Source organism: Marinomonas sp. (genome assembly GCF_965225885.1).
Lineage (GTDB): Bacteria > Pseudomonadota > Gammaproteobacteria > Pseudomonadales > Marinomonadaceae > Marinomonas.
In genome coordinates, this window is sequence record NZ_OZ245329.1 from 1813676 (window position 1) to 1838179 (window position 24504).

General features: G+C 42.4%; 25 protein-coding genes. 18 read left to right on the forward strand and 7 right to left on the reverse strand.

The annotated features are described in order from the left end of the window. Window positions 1-4: 4 nt before the first annotated feature. Together ACO05V_RS08580 and ACO05V_RS08585 are read left to right on the forward strand one after the other, a co-directional pair. On the forward strand, window positions 5-865 hold the full coding sequence (locus tag ACO05V_RS08580) for an efflux RND transporter periplasmic adaptor subunit (protein WP_421849702.1): 861 nt from the start codon (window positions 5-7) through the stop codon (window positions 863-865). 10 nt (window positions 866-875) lie between these two features. Further along, a complete protein-coding gene (locus ACO05V_RS08585; RefSeq protein WP_421849705.1) occupies window positions 876-2921 on the forward strand; it encodes an FUSC family protein in 2046 nt (681 codons plus the stop codon). A 48-nt stretch (window positions 2922-2969) separates the two neighbouring features. Here ACO05V_RS08585 and ACO05V_RS08590 read toward each other — a convergent pair whose 3' ends face one another. Continuing rightward, window positions 2970-3650 carry a hypothetical protein gene (locus tag ACO05V_RS08590; RefSeq protein WP_421849708.1) on the reverse strand — a complete coding sequence of 227 codons (681 nt, stop codon included), beginning with the start codon at window positions 3648-3650 and terminating at the stop codon, window positions 2970-2972. A gap of 126 nt (window positions 3651-3776) precedes the next feature. Here ACO05V_RS08590 and ACO05V_RS08595 point away from each other — a divergent pair, with 126 nt between their 5' ends. Next, window positions 3777-4073: a DUF6482 family protein gene (locus ACO05V_RS08595; RefSeq protein WP_421849711.1), complete on the forward strand. Its 297-nt coding sequence runs from the start codon at window positions 3777-3779 to the stop codon at window positions 4071-4073. Here the strand turns inward: ACO05V_RS08595 and ACO05V_RS08600 are convergent. After that, window positions 4070-4795, reverse strand: a complete 726-nt coding sequence (locus tag ACO05V_RS08600) for a GntR family transcriptional regulator (protein ID WP_421849714.1) — start codon at window positions 4793-4795, stop codon at window positions 4070-4072. The two genes, ACO05V_RS08595 and ACO05V_RS08600, sit on opposite strands and share 4 nt — an antisense overlap. Window positions 4796-5049: 254 nt before the next feature. Between ACO05V_RS08600 and ACO05V_RS08605 the strand changes: the two genes are divergently transcribed. From ACO05V_RS08605 to rpoS, 13 genes are all read left to right on the forward strand, one after another. Then, window positions 5050-6156, forward strand: a complete 1107-nt coding sequence (locus tag ACO05V_RS08605) for a Rieske 2Fe-2S domain-containing protein (RefSeq protein ID WP_421849717.1) — start codon at window positions 5050-5052, stop codon at window positions 6154-6156. 75 nt (window positions 6157-6231) lie between these two features. Next, window positions 6232-7188 carry a PDR/VanB family oxidoreductase gene (locus ACO05V_RS08610; protein WP_421849720.1) on the forward strand — a complete coding sequence of 319 codons (957 nt, stop codon included), beginning with the start codon at window positions 6232-6234 and terminating at the stop codon, window positions 7186-7188. 176 nt (window positions 7189-7364) lie between these two features. Further along, window positions 7365-8999: a CTP synthase gene (locus ACO05V_RS08615; RefSeq protein WP_421849723.1), complete on the forward strand. Its 1635-nt coding sequence runs from the start codon at window positions 7365-7367 to the stop codon at window positions 8997-8999. Between the two features lie 195 nt (window positions 9000-9194). Next, a complete protein-coding gene (gene eno / locus ACO05V_RS08620) occupies window positions 9195-10496 on the forward strand; it encodes a phosphopyruvate hydratase (protein ID WP_421849726.1) in 1302 nt (433 codons plus the stop codon). 121 nt (window positions 10497-10617) lie between these two features. Next, on the forward strand, window positions 10618-10896 hold the full coding sequence (locus tag ACO05V_RS08625) for a septum formation initiator family protein (protein WP_012069014.1): 279 nt from the start codon (window positions 10618-10620) through the stop codon (window positions 10894-10896). Next, window positions 10893-11612: a 2-C-methyl-D-erythritol 4-phosphate cytidylyltransferase gene (gene ispD, locus ACO05V_RS08630; RefSeq protein ID WP_421849730.1), complete on the forward strand. Its 720-nt coding sequence runs from the start codon at window positions 10893-10895 to the stop codon at window positions 11610-11612. Before ACO05V_RS08625 ends, ispD begins: the two co-directional genes overlap by 4 nt. A gap of 16 nt (window positions 11613-11628) precedes the next feature. Then, on the forward strand, window positions 11629-12120 hold the full coding sequence (gene ispF, locus ACO05V_RS08635) for a 2-C-methyl-D-erythritol 2,4-cyclodiphosphate synthase (RefSeq protein ID WP_421849733.1): 492 nt from the start codon (window positions 11629-11631) through the stop codon (window positions 12118-12120). Beyond that, window positions 12117-13208, forward strand: coding sequence for a tRNA pseudouridine(13) synthase TruD (gene truD / locus ACO05V_RS08640; protein WP_421849736.1), 1092 nt, complete (start codon window positions 12117-12119; stop codon window positions 13206-13208). The genes ispF and truD overlap by 4 nt, the downstream gene beginning before the upstream one ends. Then, entirely contained in the window at window positions 13189-13935 is a 747-nt protein-coding gene (gene surE / locus ACO05V_RS08645) for a 5'/3'-nucleotidase SurE (RefSeq protein WP_421849739.1), read from the forward strand. Before truD ends, surE begins: the two co-directional genes overlap by 20 nt. After that, window positions 13932-14597 (forward strand): protein-L-isoaspartate(D-aspartate) O-methyltransferase, encoded by a 666-nt coding sequence (locus ACO05V_RS08650; protein ID WP_421849741.1) that lies wholly within the window; start codon window positions 13932-13934, stop codon window positions 14595-14597. The genes surE and ACO05V_RS08650 overlap by 4 nt, the downstream gene beginning before the upstream one ends. Further along, the gene (locus tag ACO05V_RS08655) at window positions 14590-15519 is read left to right on the forward strand and encodes a DUF368 domain-containing protein (RefSeq protein WP_421849745.1); all 930 of its coding nucleotides are present in this window, start codon (window positions 14590-14592) and stop codon (window positions 15517-15519) included. Before ACO05V_RS08650 ends, ACO05V_RS08655 begins: the two co-directional genes overlap by 8 nt. A gap of 235 nt (window positions 15520-15754) precedes the next feature. Then, window positions 15755-16396 (forward strand): peptidoglycan DD-metalloendopeptidase family protein, encoded by a 642-nt coding sequence (locus ACO05V_RS08660; RefSeq protein ID WP_421849748.1) that lies wholly within the window; start codon window positions 15755-15757, stop codon window positions 16394-16396. 27 nt (window positions 16397-16423) lie between these two features. Next, window positions 16424-17455 carry an RNA polymerase sigma factor RpoS gene (gene rpoS, locus ACO05V_RS08665; protein WP_421849751.1) on the forward strand — a complete coding sequence of 344 codons (1032 nt, stop codon included), beginning with the start codon at window positions 16424-16426 and terminating at the stop codon, window positions 17453-17455. 80 nt (window positions 17456-17535) lie between these two features. On the opposite strand, the gene ACO05V_RS08670 is transcribed toward rpoS, so the two are convergent. Continuing rightward, window positions 17536-18978: an AhpA/YtjB family protein gene (locus tag ACO05V_RS08670; RefSeq protein WP_421849755.1), complete on the reverse strand. Its 1443-nt coding sequence runs from the start codon at window positions 18976-18978 to the stop codon at window positions 17536-17538. A gap of 146 nt (window positions 18979-19124) precedes the next feature. Here ACO05V_RS08670 and serB point away from each other — a divergent pair, with 146 nt between their 5' ends. Next, window positions 19125-20036 (forward strand): phosphoserine phosphatase SerB, encoded by a 912-nt coding sequence (serB, locus tag ACO05V_RS08675; protein WP_421849758.1) that lies wholly within the window; start codon window positions 19125-19127, stop codon window positions 20034-20036. A 128-nt stretch (window positions 20037-20164) separates the two neighbouring features. Beyond that, a complete protein-coding gene (locus tag ACO05V_RS08680) occupies window positions 20165-21085 on the forward strand; it encodes a LysR family transcriptional regulator (protein WP_421849761.1) in 921 nt (306 codons plus the stop codon). Between the two features lie 19 nt (window positions 21086-21104). On the opposite strand, the gene ACO05V_RS08685 is transcribed toward ACO05V_RS08680, so the two are convergent. The 4 genes from ACO05V_RS08685 to moaA all read right to left on the reverse strand — a co-directional run bounded on the left by ACO05V_RS08685 (window position 21105) and on the right by moaA (window position 24424). After that, window positions 21105-21530 (reverse strand): HepT-like ribonuclease domain-containing protein, encoded by a 426-nt coding sequence (locus ACO05V_RS08685; RefSeq protein WP_421849764.1) that lies wholly within the window; start codon window positions 21528-21530, stop codon window positions 21105-21107. A gap of 119 nt (window positions 21531-21649) precedes the next feature. Then, window positions 21650-22843: a molybdopterin molybdotransferase MoeA gene (locus ACO05V_RS08690; RefSeq protein WP_421849767.1), complete on the reverse strand. Its 1194-nt coding sequence runs from the start codon at window positions 22841-22843 to the stop codon at window positions 21650-21652. 5 nt (window positions 22844-22848) lie between these two features. Continuing rightward, window positions 22849-23385: a molybdenum cofactor biosynthesis protein B gene (gene moaB, locus ACO05V_RS08695; protein ID WP_255828327.1), complete on the reverse strand. Its 537-nt coding sequence runs from the start codon at window positions 23383-23385 to the stop codon at window positions 22849-22851. Window positions 23386-23398: 13 nt separating this feature from the next. Next, a complete protein-coding gene (gene moaA, locus ACO05V_RS08700; protein WP_421849770.1) occupies window positions 23399-24424 on the reverse strand; it encodes a GTP 3',8-cyclase MoaA in 1026 nt (341 codons plus the stop codon). Window positions 24425-24504: the final 80 nt, after the last annotated feature.

The window sequence follows — 24504 nt, forward strand, 5'->3', positions numbered from 1 at the left end:
ATCAATGGCAAAATATCTACGTATTTTAGTGACATTATTGGTCATTGTGGCTGCCATATTTGCTGGTCGTTGGGTGTGGAACGATTATATGCATTCCCCTTGGACGCGTGACGGCCGCATTCGAGCCGATATAGTAACGGTTGCGCCTGATGTGTCTGGTTGGGTGACGAATTTGAATATCACCAATGATCAAGCCGTTACCAAAGGTGATTTACTATTCAGTGTTGACCAACAGCGTTATCAAGCGGCATTTGATCAAAGCAAAGCTAATACAGAAAATGCTTTTTATTCTTGGCAGTTGGCGAAACATAAGTATGAAAGACGTACGGCATTGCTTAGTCAAAAAGCCATTAGCGCTGAAGATTTAGAATCTTCGCGTATCAGTACCGAAATCGCCAAAGCCAATTATGATTTGGCTGTCGCTCAGCAAGCGACAGCTCAGCTTAATCTAGACCGAACGCAAGTGCATGCGCCAGTATCAGGGCATATCATTAACTTGAATTTACGTCAGGGGAATTATGTTGGTCAAGGTGCTTCGGTCTTTGCCATTGTTCAGTCGGATTCTTTTTATGTAACAGGCTATTTTGAGGAAACTAAAATACCGCTGGTTCATTTAAATCAACAAGCCAAAATCATCTTGTTGAGCGGAGGCAAGCCATTAACAGGTCATGTGGTGAGCATTGGCAAAGCCATAGCAAACACCAATACTCAAAGTAATGGTCAGCTTTTGCCACAAATACAGCAAACCTTTAATTGGGTGCGATTGTCTCAGCGAATCCCTATTGATATTGAATTGGATCCTTTGCCAGAAGGCACTCAGCTTAGTGCGGGTATGACGGCCACTATTCATCTTACTAAGCAGTAAGGAGAGTATTTTGGGAATCGTTTTTCAGAATCTGTTTTTCCCAAAAAAACAGGCCATTATCTTTGCATTAAAAGGCGTCATTGCTATGGCAATGGCGTTAACTCTAGCCTTATTTTTAAATCTTGATCGACCTTATTGGGCATTGGTTTCTGCGGTTTTTCTACAAATGCGTCCTGAAAACGGCTTGGTGCTTGAAAAAGCGCTTTGTCAGATTATTGGTACGATTGTGGGTGGTTTATTTGGTATCTTTTTACTCACTCAATTAATTGATTACCCATATTTGGCTTTGAGTGTGTTGGCGTTATGGTTGGGTTTAAACTCCGCTTTGTCAGCTATGGTTCGACAAGCTAATTTTGTTTACGCCTTTGCGATGGCAGCCGTCACAGCAGAGCTTATTGTTTTGCTGGTGATGGTGAATCCTCCAATGGCCAGTAGCCAAGCGGTGTTTGATATCGCTCAAGCGAGAGTGAGTGAAATAATCATTGGCTCTATTTGTGCTGGTGTTGTTAGTCATATGTTCTGGCCTGTGAAAGTTAAGGAAAGTTTGCAACGGCAAGCGCGGTCGGTCATTAATCAAACATTGCAATATTTAGTCACAGAGCTAGATAAAGCTGGCTCGCATGAGACTCGTCATAAGCAAATTGACGGTATTATGGCGACATTAGGCATGGTCAGCGAAGATTCTAGTGCCGCCAGTTACGAAGGTCCGCAAGGTCCAGGAAGAACCAGAGCAGCCAATCAATTGGCTCAGAAAGTCTTGTCTTTATTGGCATTGGTACAAATATTTGGGCGTTTACAACGACGTCATCAAGAGTTAATGACGTCAGCTTTGACACAGCTGCTTGATCGATTACGAGAAGCATTTGGTCGTATTGCAGAATCCAGTGATTTTGAATATTGCTTGGAGCAAGTAAAAGTCTTGCGTCGGGACCTTGCTGATTATCGCGCCAATAACGATGCCGATTCGCCTTTTGAATCCCATATGTTGAATATTGCGTCAGAAATTACCGCTGATCTAACGGTTTTGCTGCGCGCTTTTCGAGCATTAGAAGAGCGTGATAATACCTTGTTGAATGCGCCGAGTATGTTGACCTACCGAGATCCTTTAGCGGGTCTTATTATTGGTATCAGAACCATGGTGGTGTTTTCAATAGGATCTTGTATTTGGGTGAGTACAGGATCGACGTCTGCATTAATGATCATGATTTTACCCGTGATTTTTTCGATCATGCTGGCTAGGTTGCCATTGATGATTCTAAGAATCGTGCTAAAAAGGCTTCTAATTGGTGTGATTGCGGCGGTGATCGTCGCGATTTTCTTTGCTTTAAATCTGCTTTCTCAGAGCACCGGACAATTAGAAATTTTGCTACTTGTCTTGGCGGCTCCTTACTTTTTTGGGTTATTGCTACTCGCGGATCAACAAACTTTGCCCTATGGCTTGGGCTTTAGTATTCCTTTTTCTATTCTTGTTAGTCCTAGTCGTGATATGAGTCGAGCCTTTTCTATTGATTTTACCCTGAGCACGGCGATGGCCATTTTTGTTGGCGTGAGTATTTTGTTTTGGGTGTTTCATTTGATCACTGGGCCCAGCGTTCGGCTCTTGGTACATCGAATTTTCAAAACCACGTATCAAGATTTATTGGAAATTAACCAACACAATGGACCATCGACTTGGTTCAACCGACGTATGGCGGATCGGTTATTGCGTTTGACCAATTATGATCAAGGTTCTAAATCTCGTGCTATTACAGATTTGGCTTTGACTGCATTGAATTTAGGGCATGTTTCGATTCGAGTGCGTTCAGTCTGTGAAGGCTTGGCTGGAAAGCGTTTAGAATCTTTGGAAGTTTGGCAAAAGTCGCTGGCAAATGCTTTTTTAGAGTCGAGCAAAGGACGTTTTGATGATCAATTCGAAAAAGCTAGCGACTCGCTTTACGCCGACTTAGCTTCTTTGGTCGAGGACGCTAACCAAGTTGAAGCGATACAAGGCATGTTCATACGGATTAATCTGACCTTTGAAAGAAGTGCTGAAGCCATTGCGGCCCAAAGAGCATAATTTAAAAAAACATAACCTGAAAGAACAGGGAGAAAGTCTAGAGAAGCGTTAGACTCTTAATAACCAATCTGCCTGATTTTTATATGTTGCAACTAATTCAGCGTTCAAACCGTCACTTTTATTGATTCTGTCCATGGCTCGCTCATGACTGAATCCCCAAGCCTTCATGTGGCGTTTTGCTAAACGCTCGATTGCTACTTCAATGGGAATGTCTAAAAACCAATGTTGGTCAAATAAGGTTTTCGATTCTTGCCAGCCATCTTGTTGATGTAACAAGTACAATCCTTCAACTAATATGACTTTCGTTTTTTTCTTTATCGATAAATCATCTTCAATTGGATCACCAAGCGCATGATCAAAGCTTGGCCATAAAATATCGTCTTGTTGATAGGCCTGTTTAATTTTCTTTACGCGTTCAATGAAGGCCGTACTATCAAATGTCCAAGGAGCGCCTCGTGTAGCGAAAGCTTCTTCTGCATTAGGTAAAGCATGAAGCTGGGCTTTAGAAAGGTGAAAACCATCCATTGAAAGACAAATGACGTGTGTGTTTTGCTGCTTTGTAAAGTAATCAAGCAAATAACCCGCGAGCGTACTTTTCCCTGAACCTGGTCCACCGGTTAAACCGATTAGAGTACGGTTTGGTTTGTCTAGGCAGGATTGGATTTTACCTAATGCGGTTTGCACATCCGCTGAGTTTTTATAGCTGTTGTTAATATCAAGGAGTGTCATGGTTTTTCCTGTTCTTATTGTTCATCACAATACTTTAGCATGAACTTATTTCCACGATTCGTACTTTTATGTGAACTGAATGATGACTAAATGCGTAATTAAAGAAAACAGTGAAGGTGCGTCGTTATGTTGTTAAAAGAACTTAAAAAAATTTCTCATGTCGATAAGGTGAAACTGCATTCTTTGGAGTCAAACTTATATCAGCTGTCGGTGGTGATAGGAAACAAAGAAGAATACATACAAACAGACGCAGGGCGTTTCCTCACTAGTCATAATAAGTTAGATCTGCAAGCTTTGTTTAAAGGTAAAACGGTAGGTGCTATGGTGCTTTGCCATCAAAGTGCCTATGACGAAATGGTTGGGCAACCTATTGGTATTAGTAACGCCTTAGAAGTGCCGCTTGGTAATACGGATTTGTCTTAGTCTAGCGAGCTCATATTATTCAAAACGTGCATTTTTTCACCGTTTTCTTCCATTTGGGAAAATATTTTTGCGTAGCGGTGTGTGGCATTGGCGTGTTCACGCATGATGGCTTCAGCGCGGCTTCCTTGTCCGTGGCTGATAGCATCAAATACTGCATGATGCTGCATATGGGCAAAATTAAAACGGCGATATTCTTGGGCCAGATTATGACGGTCAAATGCCAGTGCGCTGACAGAGGCAAAAGGTAGATGCTCATTACGACTTAAGGCTTCAGCTATGGCTGGATTTAAACTGGCTTCTATGATGATTTGATGAAAACGCTGGTTCATGTCGTGGTAGATGACGAGGTCTTGCTCATTAATGCTGCCTTTGACAAACAATTCATCGCCTTGTTTTAACAGTTGCAGCAATTCATTAGCCTGCGATTTTGATAACTTATTTTCTGCTGCTTGCCTTGCAGCCAAGCCTTCCAGCACTCCTCGTACTTCAATAGAACCGCTAATCTCTGCTTGCGTCACTTGACGGACAATGTAGCCGCGCCCCGCTAATTTAGTCAGCAAACCTTCTTGTTCTAGGGTTCGAAAGGCAATGCGAACCGGAGTGCGTGATACGCCAAGTTGCTCTGCAGTTGGAATTTCAGCAAGGCGTTGTCCTGACGCTAGTTCACCAGACAAAATCATTTGTCGTAATCGACTGATTACTTGTTGTCCAGGTTTACTCATTGGAACGTACTCATTGGGAAGTGCTCATTACTCTTGCCTCAGCGTTTTTATGTAAAAAATAATCATAACGTAAATATAGATGAAAAAGGAATAATTGGATCCAATGAGGAAGCTTTTATTTATCAATTGCTTAGGGTGAAAGCTATTATTCATTATGCATTAAGTGGATCCAATTAATGCATAACTATATTGTTTTCTGATTTGTTTTGTCTATATTGGATCCAATAAATAAAAATAAAAGCAGGAGAATTCCAATGAGTCAGCAAACTTTCCCCAAAAATACCTGGTATGTCGCAGCCATGTCTGAAGAGGTTGCGGGCAGCAAACCTCTTGGTCGTAAAATTTGCGGTGAAAGCATTGCTTTTTACCGTTCCCACGATAACGAAATAGCTGCGGTATTGGATTTTTGCCCACACCGCGGTGCCGCTTTGTCTTTAGGTTATGTCGAAGAAGGTCTTTTGGTGTGTGGTTACCATGGTTTAAAAATGGGAGCCGATGGTAAAACTAAAGAAATGCCACTGCAGCGAGTTAAAGGCTTTCCTTGTATGAAGTCCTATGCGGTTGAAGAACGCTATGGTTTTATTTGGGTGTGGCCGGGTGACCAATCTCAAGCAGATAAAGCTTTGATTCCTCATTTAGAATGGGCGGTAAATCCTGAGTGGGCTTATGGCGGTGGCTTGTATCATATCAACTGCGATTATCGTTTGATGGTCGATAATCTGATGGATTTGACTCACGAGACTTATGTTCATGCCAGCAGTATTGGGCAGAAAGAAATCGATGAGTCTCCTGTTTCTACTACGGTGGATGGCGATAAGGTTATTACCAGTCGCTTCATGGAAAATATTATGGCACCACCGTTTTGGCAAGCAGCGTTACGTGGTAATGGTTTGGCTGACGATGTTTTAGTGGATCGTTGGCAGATTTGTCGTTTTAGTCCACCTTCTCATGTGATGATTGATGTTGGTGTTGCCCATGCAGGAAACGGGGGCTTTGATGCGCCAGCTGAGAAAAAAGCCAGCAGTACTGTAGTGGATTTTATTACACCAGAAACAGAAACCTCTATTTGGTATTTCTGGGGTATGGCACGTAATTTCAAACCAGAAGATCAAGCATTAACCGATACCATTCGCGAAGGGCAGGGCAAAATCTTTTCTGAAGATTTGGAAGTGCTTGAGCGCCAACAGCAGAACTTATTGGCTTTTCCAGACTATGATTTATTAAAACTGGATATTGATGCCGGTGGCGTTCAGTCAAGACGAGTGATTGATCGACTTATTGCTAAAGAGCAGACGGCCAAAGAGCAATCTAAGTCGCCAGCATCTAATGTGAGCGCACCGCTTCAAACAGTGTCATTTTAGCTTAATCGATGCCAGCTAGGGTGTGATATAAGTTACTCCCTAGTTTTTAAAAAAATAATAGGTTAGGAGAGCCAGATGATTCCGGTAGTGGTAAGAAATGTTGTTACCGAAGCGCAAGGCGTGGTTCGGTTGGTGTTGGGCTCTGTAGATGGTTCTGGATTGCCTTCTTTTGAAGCTGGGGCGCATATTGATATTCATTTGCCTAGCGGCTTGATTCGCCAATATTCATTGTGTCGTTTGCAGACCGAAGCACAATATTATGAAATTGCGGTTTTAAAAGATCCGCAATCAAGAGGTGGGTCGGCAGAAGTGCATCGCTTGACTATAGGCGATGCTTTGTCGATTAGTGAGCCGAAGAATCACTTTCCTTTGATGGAAACAAAACGCCATAGTGTCTTGGTCGCTGGTGGCATTGGCGTGACACCAATGCTTCCAATGGCGCAGCAGCTGCAGAAAAAAGGCTTGTCTTTTGAATTTCATTATTGCGCAAAATCACCAGAAACGGCGGCATTTTCATCCGCACTAGAAAGTAGTTCTTTTGCTGACAAAATGCATTTTCACTTTAGCCAGGTGGCGAGTTCTGGTCGAATGGACGTGGTGAATGTTTTGTCACGTCATTCTAATGATTCTGAACTGTACATATGCGGTCCTGCTGACTTTATCAATTACGTGCTGTTACAAGCAAAAATGCTGGGTTGGCCTGAAGAGCGTTTGCATCGTGAGTTTTTTGCGGCCCCTGCACTCGATGAAAATGTAAGTGAAAATACTGCATTTAAAGTGAAAATCCACAGTACTGGTGAGATGTTTGATGTTGGAGCGGATCAAAGTATTTTTGAAGCCTTGGACGAAAACGGTGTTTTCCTAGCTGTATCTTGTGAGTCTGGTGTATGTGGAACTTGTCAAACAGGTGTTATAGACGGCGTTCCTGATCACAGAGACGTCTTTCTAACCGATAAAGAACATGCTCAAGGCAAGTTAGTTATGCCTTGCTGTTCACGCTCTAAAACACCTGTCTTAGAGTTAGACTTGTAGCTCTGCTTTCACTGGCCTCGCCTTTCTTGGTGTTGATCTTTCACTCAATGTAAAACAACTGTGTTTTACATTGAGTGAAATGCCTTCCGATGTTATTATTTTCCCCCGTCCTGAAGGTATATTGTTATGTGCTTTCAAATCTCATTTTTTTATATTTTAAGGCGGGTTAAACACTCATGGCGACACGATATATTTTCGTTACAGGTGGTGTAGTTTCATCTCTTGGTAAAGGTTTGGCAGCCGCATCTCTGGCCGCAATCCTTGAATCTCGTGGTCTAAAAGTCACCATGCTAAAGCTAGATCCATACATCAACGTGGATCCAGGCACCATGAGTCCTTTCCAGCACGGCGAAGTATATGTCACAGAAGACGGCGCTGAAACTGATCTAGATCTGGGGCACTACGAGCGTTTCATCTCCACCAAAATGGGCAAACGCAATAACTTCACCAGTGGTCGTGTCTATCAACATGTTCTGAAGAAAGAGCGTCGTGGTGAATACCTTGGTGGCACTGTTCAAGTCATTCCTCATATTACTGACGAAATCAAACGCCGCGTTATTTCTGGTGCCGAAGGCGCAGATGTTGCTTTGGTTGAAATCGGCGGTACCGTTGGTGATATCGAGTCACAACCTTTTTTAGAAGCTATTCGTCAATTAAAAGTAGAATTGGGTCCACGTCGCGCCTTGTTCATGCATTTGACACTGGTTCCTTATATTCGTACTGCTGGCGAAACCAAAACCAAGCCTACTCAGCATTCCGTAAAAGAGCTTCGCTCTATCGGTATTCAACCTGATATTCTGATTTGTCGTTCTGAAGTGTCTATTGAAGCGCCAGAGCGTAAGAAAATTGCTTTGTTTACTAGCGTTGAAGAACGTGCGGTTATTTCTCTTCCTGATGCCGACACTATTTACCGCATTCCACAGATGTTGAATGACCAAGGCCTAGATAGCTTGATCGTTGAATATTTCAATCTAGATTGCGATATGCCAAATCTAGATATCTGGAACAAAGTAACTCAGGCTAAATTGAACCCTGAGAAGCAAATCAATATCGCCATGGTTGGTAAATACATGGAGTTGTTGGATGCGTATAAATCTTTGATTGAAGCAATGGATCACGCTGGTATTCATGCCCGTACAAAAGTGAAATTGCATTACATCGATTCTGAAAGCATTGAAGAAAAAGGTACGGAAGTACTAAAAGGAATGGACGCAATCCTCGTTCCTGGTGGTTTCGGTGAGCGTGGTGTTGAAGGTAAGATATTGACGGCTCAGTATGCTCGTGAAAACAAAGTGCCTTACTTAGGTATTTGTTTGGGTATGCAAGTAGCGGTAATCGAATTTGCTCGTAATGTGGCAAATTTAGCCGGTGCGCACAGCACCGAGTTTAATTTAAAAGCAGAGAACCCAGTTGTTGGTCTGATTACAGAATGGACTAATGCAGAGGGTTCCAAAGAAATCCGGTCAGAGGAATCCGATCTAGGTGGCACAATGCGTCTTGGCGCGCAGAACTGTAATCTTACTGAAGGCACAAAAGCCTTTGACGCTTACGGTAAAGCAGTCATTAAAGAGCGTCATCGTCATCGTTATGAAGTAAACAACTTTTATGTTGATGCGTTGGAAAAAGCTGGTCTGACGATTTCCGGTCGTTCAGAAGACAATTCCTTGGTAGAGATGATTGAAATTGCTGATCACCCTTGGTTTGTTGCTTGTCAGTTCCATCCAGAATTTACTTCAACACCTAGATATGGACACGGCCTGTTTAGTGCCTTTGTACATGCGGCACTAAAATACGCAGGAAAAGAAAAATAAATAGAGCCCCTCGCACGACTACTGTGCTTGCCAATACTTTGTTAAAAATAGACTCAAAATGCTCATTTATAATTTATAAACTCCGCTTTTTCGTCTATTTTTGCTTCGTCTTGGCTTCACTCGTAACATCGTGCAAAGGACTCAGTCGTGCAAACAGGCAGTTTGTGATTTTTCATTTATTTTAAGAGGTTTGTTATGAGTCAAATCGTTGATATTAAAGCCAGAGAAGTTTTAGATTCTCGTGGTAACCCTACCGTTGAAGCTGATGTTATTTTGGCAGACGGCTCCGTAGGTTCAGCGTGTGCACCGTCTGGTGCCTCTACCGGTTCTCGTGAAGCTTTAGAGTTGCGTGATGGTGACAAAAGTCGCTATCTAGGCAAAGGTGTATTAAAAGCCGTTGCAGCAGTTAACGGTCCAATCCGTGACGCTTTGATCGGCAAAGGTGCCCTTGCTCAAGCTGAACTTGATCACATTATGATTGATCTTGATGGCACAGAAAACAAATCTACTTTTGGTGCTAACGCTATTTTGGCGGTTTCTTTGGCAGCGGCGAAAGCGGCAGCGATTTCTAAGAAAGTCCCATTATACGCTCATATTGCAGACATCAATGGCACACCAGGCGTTTACTCAATGCCTGTGCCTATGATGAACATCATCAATGGTGGCGAGCACGCAGACAACAACGTTGATATTCAAGAATTCATGATTCAACCAGTTGGTGCGCCAAATTTCCGTGAAGCTTTGCGCTATGGTGCTGAAATCTTCCATGCTCTGAAAAAAGTATTGAGTGATCGCGGTTTAAGTACTGCGGTTGGTGATGAGGGCGGTTTTGCACCGGATTTGTCATCGAATGCTGAAGCTTTGGCTGTTATCAAAGAAGCCGTTGCAGCTGCTGGTTACGAGCTAGGTAAAGACATCACTTTGGCGATGGATTGTGCTGCCTCTGAGTTTTATGACAAAGAAGCCAATATCTATGACCTTAAAGGTGAAGGTAAAAAATTCACCTCAGAAGAGTTCAACTTCTTCTTGCAAGACCTTACTAAGCAATATCCAATTGTTTCTATCGAAGATGGTCTTGATGAGTCTGACTGGGATGGTTTCGCACACCAAACTAAACTAATGGGTGATAAAATCCAATTAGTGGGTGATGATCTTTTCGTTACTAACACTAAGATTTTGAAGCGTGGTATTGATAACGGTATTGCTAACTCTATCTTAATCAAGTTTAACCAAATCGGTTCTTTAACTGAGACGTTAGCGGCCATTAAAATGGCAAAAGACGCTGGCTTTACAGCAGTCATTTCCCACCGTTCTGGTGAAACCGAAGATGCGACGATTGCAGATCTTGCAGTTGGTACAGCGGCTGGTCAAATTAAAACAGGTTCTCTATGCCGTTCTGACCGTGTTGCTAAGTACAACCAATTGCTACGTATTGAAGAGCAATTAGGTGGTAAAGCACCTTATAAAGGTCGTTCTGAGATCAAAGGTCAGGCTTAATATCGCCTGATTTAATAAAGGGAGAACTTGGTTCTCCCTTTTTTTATTTTTTTTTGCTTCAATTCCTTTGGCTTTAATTTTATGGTAATGGGAATGTATTTTTTTAGTTTTGAGGGTGTGTATGGCACGTTTGTTAATTTTCTTCTTTGTCTGTGCCGTGGGCTATCAATCTTATCATTTGTATTTTGGTGAGCAGGGCGTTAAGCGACAAGAAGAGCTAGCAAAGCAGATCGCCTATCAAGAGCGTATTAACTTACGCCTGAAGCACCGTAATCAAGCTCTTAGAGCGCAAGTTCATGATCTTCGTCTTGGAGAAGAAGCGGTAGAGGAGCATGTTCGTAGCGAACTTCAGTATATAAAAGATGGTGAAGTATTTTATCGCATGGTGAATAAAAAATGATAAAGCCTTTGTGGGTTATCATTCCCGCCGCTGGTGTTGGCCAGCGTATGCAAGCGAATTGTCCCAAACAATATCTACCTCTTGCCGGTCAAACTATTCTAGACCGCACTATCGAGATTTTCATTTCGCATCCGCTTATTGCAGGTGTGCTGATAGGTGTGGGTGAAAACGATGCCTATTGGCCTGATTCAAAATGGCAGCAGCATGATTTAGTTCATAGCTTCGTTGGCGGTAAAGAGCGCAGCGACACCGTGCAGAAAGGTTTACGCTATTTGCTGGATACAGTAGATATAATTCAGCAAGATGTTTTGGTTCATGATGCCGCGCGCCCTTTGTTAAGCCAAGCTGCGCTGAATCGAATTATTCATCATGCCTCTGATCAAGGTGCGTTGTTGGCAATGCCAGCAAAAGATACGGTGAAGCTTCAGGTATCAGATCAACCGTCGGTTGATGCCACACTTGACCGAAGTGCTATTTGGTTGGCGCAGACGCCACAAAAATTCCCTGTCCAAGCATTATTCGATGCATTGGAGCAAGCTCAAGCACAAGGCGTCATGGTGACAGATGAATGTTCTGCGATGGAGTTTATCGGCTGGCATCCAGATCTTATTGTCGGAGAAAGTAGCAATATTAAAATCACTTTACCCGAAGATCTGCTGATTGCTGAGGCGCTTTTTTCTTATATGTTAGGTTCAAACAGTAAGTGCAATTCATAGCACAGGAGTAACTATCATGATGCCTTTTCGTATTGGCCATGGTTTTGATGTTCATAAATTTGGTGAAGGCGATCACATTGTTATTGGTGGCGTTTCAATCCCTTACTCTCAGGGTTTGATTGCTCATTCTGATGGAGATGTCGCATTGCACGCTTTGACCGATGCCTTGTTAGGCGCTGCGGCATTGGGGGATATTGGAAAGCATTTTCCAGATACCGATGTGGCTTTTGCTGGTGCGGATAGTCGAATTTTATTAAAGCGTGCTTACCAAGAAATACAAGCTCTAGGTTTTAGTGTGGGCAATGTTGATGTCACCATTATTGCTGAAGCACCCAAAATGCGTCCATATATTGATGCTATGCGAGCAAATATAGCCGAAGACTTAGCGGTGGATATCAGTGCTGTGAATGTAAAAGCAACGACGACGGAAAAGCTTGGCTTTACTGGTCGAAAAGAAGGCATCGCTGTCGAGGCGGTTGCTCTCATTTTTAAACAGGATCAAATATGAATACCGAATGGCGATACGCTTGGTCAAAGCCGACGGTTTCCGGGGATTTGAAAACCCATGTACAAGATTTTTATGTTGAAGAGCAGCTAGGTTTTGAACCTGATGGCAAAGGTGAATTTTGCTTTGTGTTTATTGAAAAGGAAGGGGTAAATACTGACTTCCTTGCTAAACGCCTGGCTCAAATTGCCGGTATTGCTCCGAACAAAGTAACTTACAGTGGTGTAAAAGATCGCCATGCTTGTACGCGTCAATGGTTCTGTCTGCATGTATTAAATCAAGAACCAGATTTAACGACCATTCAGGAAGCATTTAGAGAGCCGGAAAGTGTTCGAGTAATTGCGCAGTTGCGCCATTCTAAAAAGCTTCGTACCGGCGCGCATTTAGCGAATCGTTTTGTTATCCGACTGCGTGGTGTTAATGGTGATTTAGACGAACTAGAAGGTCGTTTGAATCTCATTAAACAAGCTGGCGTACCTAATTATTATGGCCCACAACGCTTTGGAATAAACGGTAATAATTTGCATAACGGCAAAGGTTTTGTTTTAAAAGGGCGGCAAAGTCGCCGTAAATTATCAAAGACAGAATCCTTTTGGTTATCGGCTATTCGTTCTTGGTGCTTCAATGAGGCGCTAAGTGATCAAGTTGAAAACGGTATGTGGATGCGATTATGTGATGGTGATATTGCGCAATTTCAGCATAAAGATGAGCAATTCCGCGTAAAAGAAGTCGATGCCTTGATGCATTTAAGTGTACTGCGCGGTACGGTAAGCCCCGTTTTACCTATGATTAGCGAGGGTTGGGAAGCTGGCACAGGTCCTCAGCGTGAGCGAGCAATGAAAGACTCTTTATCTGAAAGGTTGGATATAGTCGATGCTTTAATTGCCTTTGACCTTTCTAGAGACAGCCGATTGGCGCGCCTTGTGCCAATGAATATGGCCTGGGAATTGCTAAGAGAGAAAGAAGGGAATGCGCAACTGATCGTGGAATTTGCCTTGCCAAAAGGATGTTTTGCGACCAGCTTATTGCGCGAAATGATAGATTATACGGATAAATCGACAGAGAAATACCATGAGAATATTGATCGCTAATGATGATGGCCTTGATGCGGTTGGTATACAAATACTGGCTAGGTATTTACAGCAAGAATACGCTATTTTAGTGGTGGCGCCAGATCGTAATCGCAGTGGTGCGAGTAACTCTTTGACCTTGTCTCGCCCAATACAGCCGTTAAAGGTTACGGAGGGTCAGTATCGAGTTGATGGCACGCCAACAGATTGTGTCAACCTCGCCTTGTCTGGTGTGGTTGATGGCGATGTGGATTTGGTGGTTTCTGGGATTAATCACGGGGCGAATTTGGGCGACGATGTGATTTATTCCGGTACGGTTGCTGCGGCGATGGAGGCTCGTCATTTGGGGCGTCCTGCACTGGCGGTGTCTTTAGTTGGGAATCAGCATTTTGATACCGCAGCAAAGGTTGTTATGCAGCTTTTGAAGGATTCTCACGCCCTTACTTTGCCAGTCGGTATCTTATTGAATATTAATGTCCCTGATGTTCCTTATGAAGAGTTAAAAGGCATACAAGTGACACGTCTCGGTTATCGTCATAAGGCGCAAGCGCCTATTTCAGCTCAACATCCCAGAGGTTTACCAAGTTTTTGGATCGGTGCTTTGTCTGAACCTCATGATGTGTCAGAAGGCACAGATTTTTGTGCTGTGAAAAACGGTTATGTCTCTATTACGCCAATTCATACGGATATGACGTGTTATGAAGCAAAATCCCCTCTTGAAAAATGGACAGACACCATAACGTTATGAGCCTGAATGATCTTAATTGGTTAGTTTCACATACTGAGCCTAGGGCCTCTAAGATGATTCATCAACTTAGAGAGCAAGGAATTACTCATGAAGAGTTGTTGGCTTTAATGGCTGCTCTTCCTCGTCATGAATTTGTCGAGCCTGCGTTTTCACATTTGGCTTATTCAGCAACGCCACTTCCTATCGGTCGTAATCAAACCATTAGCCAGCCGCTTACGGTGGCGAAAATGACGGAATGGCTTTTAGCTCATTCTCGGCTGGGTCGTGTGTTAGAAATTGGTACTGGGTCTGGTTATCAAACCCGAATTTTGTCGCACTTTTTTAATAAAGTTCATACCGTTGAGCGCCATGAGCCGCTTTATTTACAAGCTAAAAAGCGTTTGTCGTCGATGGGAATCAAGAATGTCGAGTATTTATTTGGCGATGGTCAGAGTGGATGGCCTAATAAAGTAGAAATGGACGCCGTTATTATTACGGCAATGGCAAGCAAAATTCCGCTGGCCTTGACGGATTGTTTGAAACAACAAGGTATTTTAATTATGCCGATTGATCATCCTAGCCCACATATAGGTTGTTGGCGAAAGAAAGGTGATAGGTGGAAATGTTTAGGTACAGAATCGGCGTATTTTGTGCCCTTATTAGAAGGAATGGAACATGCCTAAATGGCTTAAAGTGTATTTGAGTGGGTTGTTAATGGGGGCGGCAGATGTTATTCCCGGCGTGTCAGGTGGAACCATTGCTTTTATTTTAGGTGTCTATGATCGCCTTATTCGTTCGTTGAGTGGTGTAAATAAAGACAGTGTAATTATGTTATTCAAGGGCGACATAAAGGCTTTGTGGCGGCATTTTGATGGTGCTTTTTTGTTGTCATTAGGCGCTGGTATTGTGACCAGTATTTTTTTGCTTGCAGGTTTAATTACGCATCTTTTAGCTGAGTATCCTAGTTATTTGTGGAGTTTCTTTTTTGGTCTCATTTTAGCTTCTGCTTATTTTTTGATTAATCAAATAGCTGGTTTTTCTTTTCGTCATTTTGTCGGTCTGCTTATCGGGGTTGCTGCTGGTGCTAGCTTGTCATTGCTTGTTCCAACTCAATTAAATACCTCTTACACCATGGTTTTTTTCTCGGGCATGATTGCGATTTGTGCAATGATTTTGCCAGGTATTTCGGGCAGTTTTTTGTTGCTCATGCTTGGTATGTACGGATTCATTCTCTCAGCGGTTAAGAGCTTAGATTTGGCTGTTATTGTCGTGTTTGCCGCAGGTGCTTTAATTGGGCTGTTGAGCTTTTCTAAAGTTCTTCATTATTTGCTTAATCATGCCAGGTCGATGACTTTGTCATTTCTGACAGGTGTTATGCTAGGTGCTTTAGTGAAAGTCTGGCCGTGGAAGGTAACGGATACGTGGAGTGTTATTGGTCACAAAAAACTCCCTTTAGAAGAGCATCTTATTTTACCTTGGGATTTACCTAACTATTATTGGCCGACCGATTTTTTGCTGCCAATAGGGTTTGTTTTTGTCGGCTTTTTGAGTGTTATTCTTATTTCTTACATTTTTTTACGAAACTCGACAAATATTAATAATTAATTTGAAGTGGATATTGGGGTAAAGAATTATTTTTTGCAGTTGCTTTAAAAGACATAATATATTGTCGCTAACTTGGTTAATAAGTCGGCTGGTTTTATTGTGTCTTTTATTGTCTGGATGCTCTTATGAGATACTTCATTACTCAGCAAAAAATAATCGTACTTATGCCTCTAACAATGCCAGTGTCGCTTCTGTTCCTTCTTCTGGTGTCCATCGTGTCCAAAGCGGTGAGACCTTGTTTTCTATAGCTTTTCGTTATGGATTAGACTATCGAGAGCTGGCTGATTTAAATCATATCGACGCACCTTATACTATCTATCCTAAGCAAAAAATTCGTCTTGGTGGGACTAAAAATTCGACCTCTTCGGAACCAATTAATTCAGTATCACCTTCTCCTTCGGTGGCATCAAATACCAAAACTATACCTTCTAAATCTGCTCCAGTTGTTTATGCCAAAGCGCCAAAAAAATTGCCAAAAAACGACGTCAAGGACGAAAAAATATTGGGTAGTTGGTCTTGGCCAATCGATGGTCAGGTCACTAGGGGGTTTTCAAATGCTGGCGTTAGTAGTAAAGGTATAGATATAAAGGCTGGGGAAGGAGCATTAGTAAAAGCGGCAGCAGATGGTACGGTTGTTTATGCTGGTAGCGGTCTTATTGGCTATGGGAATCTTGTCATCGTGAAACACAATGATATTTATCTGAGTGCTTACGCTTATAACGAAAGGATATTAGTGAAGGAAAAGCAAAATGTTCGAGCAGGTGACTCTCTTGCTGTTATTGGTGGCAAGGGCGACGATAGACCACTACTTCATTTTGAAGTTCGTCGCGATGGTCAACCGATCGATCCGCTAAATGTTTTACCCAAAATGAATTAAGCGAAATTAGCGTTTTAAGGAGGGGACATGAAGTTTGCAAATAGGGATAAAGAAGCAGCTAAAGTTTTGAATGTTGGAGATTTTGATCTTGATTCACTAGATGATGATCTCGTTGATGATGCTGTCGCTGGGGATGGAGCCATCGATGAGGATTTAGTTGATGAAGAATTTGAATCGGCAGTAAGCGCCCGTTATGCAGAGGCCGATTCTAGCCGTAACCTTGATGTTACTCAGTTGTATTTGAGCGAGATTGGCTTTTCTCCATTGCTTACTGCGGAGGAAGAGGTGTACTTTTCTCGCCTTTCTTTAAAAGGTGATCAAAAAGCGCGTAAGCGCATGATAGAAAGTAATTTGCGTTTAGTGGTTAAAATATCTAGACGCTATCTAAATCGAGGTTTGTCTCTGCTGGATTTAATTGAGGAGGGGAACCTAGGTTTGATTCGAGCAGTGGAAAAGTTCGATCCTGAGCGAGGATTCCGCTTTTCAACTTATGCGACTTGGTGGATACGACAAACCATTGAACGCGCCATTATGAATCAAACACGAACGATACGTTTGCCTATTCATGTAGTGAAAGAGCTTAATGTTTATTTACGTGCAGCTCGTGAACTCACTCAAAAGTTAGATCATGAGCCTAGTGCAGAAGAAATTGCAGAAATGCTAGATTGCCCCGTGGAAGATGTACAAAAGATGCTTGGCCTGAATGAAAAGGTTAGCTCTATTGATGCGACATTCGGGGGTGACAACAACGATAAGAGTTTGGTAGAAGTTTTAGCGGATACTCTTCATCAGGGGCCAGAAGCAGATCGTCAAGATGGTGACGTTTTGAGCAGTATCGAGCTTTGGCTTGATGAATTGAGTGAGAAGCAGTGTGAGGTCATTACACGTCGTTTTGGCTTACGTGGGCATGAAGCTAGCACGTTAGAGCATGTTGGCGCTGAAATCGGTTTAACGCGTGAACGTGTTCGTCAAATCCAAGTTGAGGCGCTACGGAAATTGCGTCTGATTATGGATAAGGAAGGGCTGTCATTAGACGACGTGATTCGGTTTGATGATTAGAGCCCAGTCTAATACATAAAATATATTGTAAAAGACCCGCATATAAGCGGGTTTTTTTGACTCAGAATTTTATGACAAAACTACAAAGCGTTGTCTTGCTGATCTTCTGGGTTGGCGATTTCAACAATATGCTGCTGGATTTGTTGTTTGTATTTATCTGACATGCCTTTTACTTCATAGGCTAAGATTTCTGTGCCATTGTCATCAATCACTTCTGGAAGGCCTGTAAAAACTCGGTTTTGAATATGGGATAGGGTGAAAATATCATCACTAATGACCAGTTTGTTTATACTTTCTGACTGGCTGAGCTGATGGACATTATTCAAAATGGTTTCAATCTTTTCTGGATCGAAGCGACTTTCTTTCACCATGTTAGTAATTTGAGTGTTGCCTTGGTGTAACCCTAAATGAAAGTTTAGTTTAGGAATATCTTCATACAGTTCGTTTTCTAATAGTTTATCCACTAATCCTAAGAAAAGTTGTGCCGTACTCACGGCATTAATATAAAGGTTATCTTCGCAGTTATGGGCACTGAAAAGAATGATGACAGAATCATTCTTGTATTGGTGAACTTGGCCTAAATAGACGTCACTGGCCTGAAATATAGCTCGGTAGATCGGCGTTAATAAATTGGCTACCTGCAGCGGTGTCATTCCTTCGTGCCACTCTTCTAAATTGATAATGTCAAAATAGAGAACACAGCTGCGCTGTCTAGATTCTTCGAAGATGGCGTCGAAGTTGATTTCGAATTGAGGCTTTGCCGTTGAAGCGACGTTTTCTTCCTCTGGCTTAATCGGTTTTTCGACAACTTCTTTAGGTGGAGTTATGGACTGTATTGTTTCAACTGCTTGGAATAATGCCTTTGCTTCTTTGTATATTGGCGTTGCTAATTCGGCTGGTTTTCGGCCTTTGCTGTAGTTTATGAGGGCAGAAGAGGCATCGTTGATTGGTGCAAAAAGCCACTTTGTAATTAGGATAACAAGCAATAATGCAATGGTGCAGGTAAAAATGGCTACGCCAATTAACAAATGGTTTAGGTGTTGTAATGTAGCCTGAGCAGGCGTTTTGTCTAGCGTAATTAATACATGCCCAACAATCTCGTCTCTGAATTTTATGCTGGAACTGTATACACGTCGTGTATCACTTGGTCGGAAGTCTTGTTCAGATTGCATTTCTGCATTGCCACTGTTTGCTTCGGCCAGCAGCTCGTCTTTTTTATTAAAGACTCTGGCGCTCAAAATATTGTCATCGACAACAAGACGGTTGAGTAACACATTTAAGCTTAATAAATCGTTGTTTAGGATGGACTGTGTGGCATTGAATGCGGCTTGAGTGGCTAGGCTGCTGCCTAGCACTTCAGTTTGTTGCGATAAATAATTGCCTAGCGCGTGAGTCATTGTGTACCAAAATATGCACACAGTGAGAATCATAAGCGAGATAAAGGTGGCAACGGTAATGGCTGACGCACTGAGTTTTTTGCGTATAAAAGCAGCGATAGCCTTAGTTTTCGGTTGGGTGTCCATTAACTTCCTTCGGGGTAACTCAAATGACAGTGACTAAAGTATACACATCATAACGGCCGTTTTCTGAATTCTTTAAAGTAGAACAGGTGCTTAGCGAAAAGAAAACGATTTGCTATAGTAGGCGTCTTATTGAATTAGGAGCGTTTATGTCTGCCAGTATTACTCTTATTGGTTCTTTGAACCCTGAATATCTTGATAAATTTAACGCTTGGTTAGACGCGCGAGGTTTGCAAGGGCCTATTCGTCTGTTGACAGATACCCATGATGCCGTTTCTGTGGCACAAGTTATGATTGGTGACGGTGTACTTGATAGCGCTACTATTCGTGCTGAGCTCCTTAATTTATCTAACGATACTGGTATTGATCATATTTATCAGTCGACAATGCTAGATATTAAAACACCGGGTGTTGCTGTATTCGATATGGATTCCACGCTTATTAAGGCGGAAGTCATGGATGAGCTGGCGGTAGAAGCTGGAATCGGTGAGCAAATTTCCGCTGTGACCGCGAGCGCAATGCGTGGTGAAATCGATTTTGTTGAAAGTTTTGTGCAGCGCCTAGCCTTGTTAAAGGGTTTGAGCAGCGAGGTTATGGATGGTGTTTATAACAGAATCCAACATATGGATGGTATTTCAACCTTGATGAAGGTGTTACATCATTATGGCTGGCATACAGCGATTTTATCTGGTGGTTTCACCTATTTTGCCGATCGGGTTCAAGCAGAATATGGTATGACTGAAGTGCATGCCAATGTGTTAGAAATTCAAAATAATGAACTAACTGGCAAGTACCTTGGAGATATTGTTGATGGTGAACGAAAGAAGTTACTTCTGACAAATATTGTTGCAACGCAAAATGTAGATTGGCAACAGACGATTGCCTGTGGTGATGGCGCTAACGATTTGTTGATGTTAAATCATGCTGCTTTAGGTGTGGCTTTACACGCTAAGCCTTTGGTTAGAGAGCAGGCACCATGCCCGATGAATAACCTTGGTCTAGACGGCATTTTGTATTTGTTAGGTATGACCTCGGCACAAATTCGTGAGTTGTCTTTGTAGTCATTGTCATGACTTTGGTCTTTTGGTTGTGAATGCGAAAATGTAATTTTTGCGTTGCGATAGTGTGATTCCTAAAAGCTTGTTATGATTCTCAGTTATAATTATAACAAGCTTGTCGGGGTGTTGTTTTGTCAGAAATACGTTTGTCTGATATAGATTTGAATCTGCTGTATGTTTTTCAGGTTTTAATTGAAGAACTGAATGTTACGAAAGCGGCAACGCGGCTTAACGTATCTCAGCCTGCTGTCAGTCGCTCATTATCACGATTGCGCGATGTGTTCGACGATCCGTTATTTATTCGCACCTCCCATGGTTTATCCGCCACAGCCAAAACGCAAGACTTGGCACCACTTTTGGCGGACACATTAAAGGGACTTGAAAGTCTCATTCAACCCAGTGAATTCATTCCTCAAAGTAGTAAACGTCGGTTTACCTTATCAACCACAGATTTTGGCACATTAACTGTCTTGCCTAAAATACTGGATCAATTTCGACAAAAAGCGCCTGATGCTATATTGGATGTAAAATCTTGGAATGAAGATATGGTGGCTGAATTAGACCAAACGAATATTGATGTGGCTGTCGCTGTTTTGTCCAAAGAACCTCCAGCCGGTATTCGTGCGATGCGTTTAAAGAGTGATCGTATGGTCTGTTTGGCTCGTAAAGATCATCCTGGAATTGAAGACGAATTAACATTAGAAAGTTACTTGCAAGCAAGCCATGTGCAAGTAGTGTTAGGTCGTCGAGAGTATTTCGCGGTTGATCGAGAGTTGGAAAAAATGGGTCATAAGCGTCATGTTTCGGTGCATTTACCTAACTTTGTGCCAGCAGCAAGAGTTGTAATGGACAGTGATTTATTGTTGACGGTTCCAAAGCTGTTTGCTGAAGATATGGCGGCGACAGTATCTGAAATTGTCGTACACGAATTGCCTTTTGTTTCGCGCGAATTCGATTATTCAATGATTTGGCATGAGCGCTTCCAACATGACGCTGCCCATGTTTGGTTTCGTGGGTTATTACGACAGGCTTTTCTTGATGCTTCGGTATAGTCTAGATGCTTTGCGCTTATCAAGACGGGTTTGATAAGCGAGTTATCCATTCTTTTGTTAACACTTCCACTAAGCTATAGCGTCGAAGTGTCATCGCTTCTTCTAAATCAGCAAAATTTTCGTCTAGATAATCATGCAGAATTCGATCTCTTAAAACGATTAGCGATCTAATTTGTTCTGCTTGCTCATAAGTAACCTCTTTATGCGCGATCAGCGCGTTTAATACTTCTTTGCGCGAAGAGATTTCGGTTTTGTAATGGTGTTTTAAAGCATAACGAGCAAGGTCCAGCATGGAAGCAACCAGCAGCTGAAATGAATGTTCTATTACCATGGTTTCATCTTTCGAATATTCGACAACTTTTGCTCCTTTTCGAAAAGCATCGAGCCGCTTGATCATGGTGTGTTGATGTTCATATAGGGAATTTTCCCATTCTATGTCTCTCATTTTCTTCGCCTTTTTTGAGTGCTAATGGTTATTAGTGCCTATCAAATCAAGAGAGCGGCATGCTGATTTTTTAGAATGCTGCTCTCTTAGTTTAGGTGAGTTATGAAGAAAGAGGGAAGTTAGAAGCCTGAGAACGGATAAAAAGAATAAGAATGACCGTATACGACTTGTGTATTAGCTTTGATGTGCAAGTAACCTTGGCTTTCAGACGCTGCGAGCAGGGCGCCAGAGCTTTGTTGCGGATGGGCGTAAGCCAGACCATCTTTACCAATGGAAACTCTTAAGAACTCATCTCGTTGGATTGCTTTATTTCGGTTAAAGCCTGCGTCGACAGGATAAGACTTGGGAAGTTCCGCAACTTGACCTGCACAGATGGACAGCAAAAGACGAGCGAACCAATGATAGGTTACTAACGTTGAGCTTGGGTTTCCGGGTAAGCCAAGAAAAGGAATGCCTTCAAGCGTGGCGTGAACAAGTGGTTTGCCAGGCTTAATGGCTATTTTCCATAAATGCACTTTGCCCAGTTTTTCCAAGGCTCCTTTTACATGGTCTTCTTCGCCCACAGAAACACCCCCAGACGAAAGAATAACATCACAGGATTGCATCAAGGTTTTTAAAGCTGTTTTTGTGTCTTCGGGTGTATCAGCTGCATGCAAACATTGGCTAACGTTATGACCAGCTTGAGCCACAAGCGCGCTTAACATTGGGCCATTTGAATTATAGATTTGGCCTTCTTTTAGCTTCTCACTAGTAGGAATCAGCTCATTACCTGTTGTAAGGATACCGACATTCAACTGTTTATAGGCAATGATGTCTGTGATACCAAGGCTAGACAAAAGGCCAATGTGTATTGGTGTAATTTTCTCTCCTGCTTTAACAACCGTTTGACCGATCTGCATATCTTGCCCTAACGGTCGAATATTGTCGGAAGACGTCGGCGGTTTAGTAAAGATGACCTTGTCACCTTCTAGTTCGGCGTTTTCCTGCATAACAACGGTATCAGCGCCGGAAGGAATATTTGCACCAGTGAAAATACGAGCACAGGTACCTGGCATTAAAGGCTGAGGATGCTGGCCAGCAGCAACACGCTGACTAACGGTAAAACGTTTGCCGTCTTGCCAATCTTGGCTAGCAAGTGCGTAGCCATCCATTGCGCTGTTATCGTGAGGCGGCACTGATATTCCAGCGATTACATCCTCTGCTAAAATGCGCCCAAGAGCGTTTATAAGCGGGATTGTTTGCTGTTCTACAAGAACACTAGCGCTGCGCTTAATTTCTTCTAGGGCGTCCTCAAAGGCGAGCAAAGCGGCCATGTTCGTTATGCCTCATGTTGGTTAGTGTATGGGCCAATCAGCATACTGACAAAATTACAGGGCCTATGAGAAGCATTAAGCTGCTCTTCTAAAATGCCATTCCATGCGGTTTTACAAGCACCAGTGGAACCTGGCAAACAGAAAATAAGCGTTTGATTGGCTAATCCAGCAATAGCGCGTGATTGAATAGTGGATGTGCCAATTTCTGTGTAAGAGATCTGTCGAAACAGTTCACCAAAGCCTTCGATGTTTTTATCAAACAGCGGTGTCATGGCCTCTGGTGTGCTATCGCGCGAATAAAATCCTGTTCCACCTGTGATTAGCACAACATGGGTGTCTTGATCTGCTATCCAGTTAGAAACGACGGCACGCATTTGATAAACGTCGTCTTTCACTAGCTTTCTTTCATTGAGTGTGTGACCTGCTGTAGTTAATAGCTCAATTAGAGCATCACCAGATGTGTCCTCAGCAATGGATCGAGTATCGGTAACAGTTAGGACACTGATATTTAATGGTCGAAAAGGTGTTGGTGTTTTAGCCATGGGAATTCCTTGTTTAGCCTCCTGTTGCGCTCATGAAACGTAAAATTTGTGGAGCTTCATCGAGATTAAAGTGATGTTTTTCGGGTTTGAGTGCTAGCGCCTCAATAATGGCGTTTTTTAGTTCTGTTGAGTCATGATTTTTTGACCCTAAAATCGTTGAGCAATATGAACTATCACGTAGTACGGTTCTTAAATCTTTTGAGTGCTCATTGCCTAGGCAGAGTAATAAGCGGCCTTCAGCCGTTAGTCTGACACGATTGCAAGTGTCGCAGAAGTTGTGGCTGTGTGGTGAAATAACACCGATTTTATGATCATAACCAGCCACTTGATAATAGCGTGTTGGTCCGCTGGTGGTGATTGAACTCGGCGTGAGTTCATAGTGCTCGCTAAGCGCATCGATGACATTGTCGCTAGATAGATATGTTGCAGCACGATTGTGGTCAGTGATCACGCCAAGCGGCATTTCTTCAATAAAACTGATGTCCATTTTGTGATCTAAGGCAAATTTAGCAAGATCAAAAAGCTCATCATCATTATGGTTTTTTAGCATCACGCTGTTAATTTTTAAGCGCTTAAAAGGTAATTTACTGGCGGCTTCTATACCGTCGATCACTTGTTGGAATTTATCCCGACGAGTTAGGGCGTAAAATCGATCTGCTTTTAATGTGTCTAGGCTGATGTTAATACGTGATACGCCTACGTCGAGAAGGCTTTGCGCCATTTTATAAAGCTGAGAACCATTGGTTGTTATGGTGAGCTCTTCTAAACCATCAGTGTTGGCTATTTGTTCTATGGCCCAAAGGATGTTTTTGCGTACCAAAGGTTCGCCACCCGTAATTCTAATTCGCTTGGTACCCATGGATATAAAGGTTTTTGCCACATGAACAATTTCTTCTAAAGATAATATATGGTCTCTAGGCATAAAAGTGACATCTTCGTCCATACAATAGGTACAGCGAAAATCGCATCGATCGGTGACAGAGATGCGTAGATAGTCTATTTTTCGACCAAATGGATCGATTAAAGCGGACGTTACCAAGAAAAAATTACCTCACAGATTAAGTGTTCATCAAAGCAAAAAAATGCCTATTTAGCAAAGTGCTAAAAAATATTTCGACA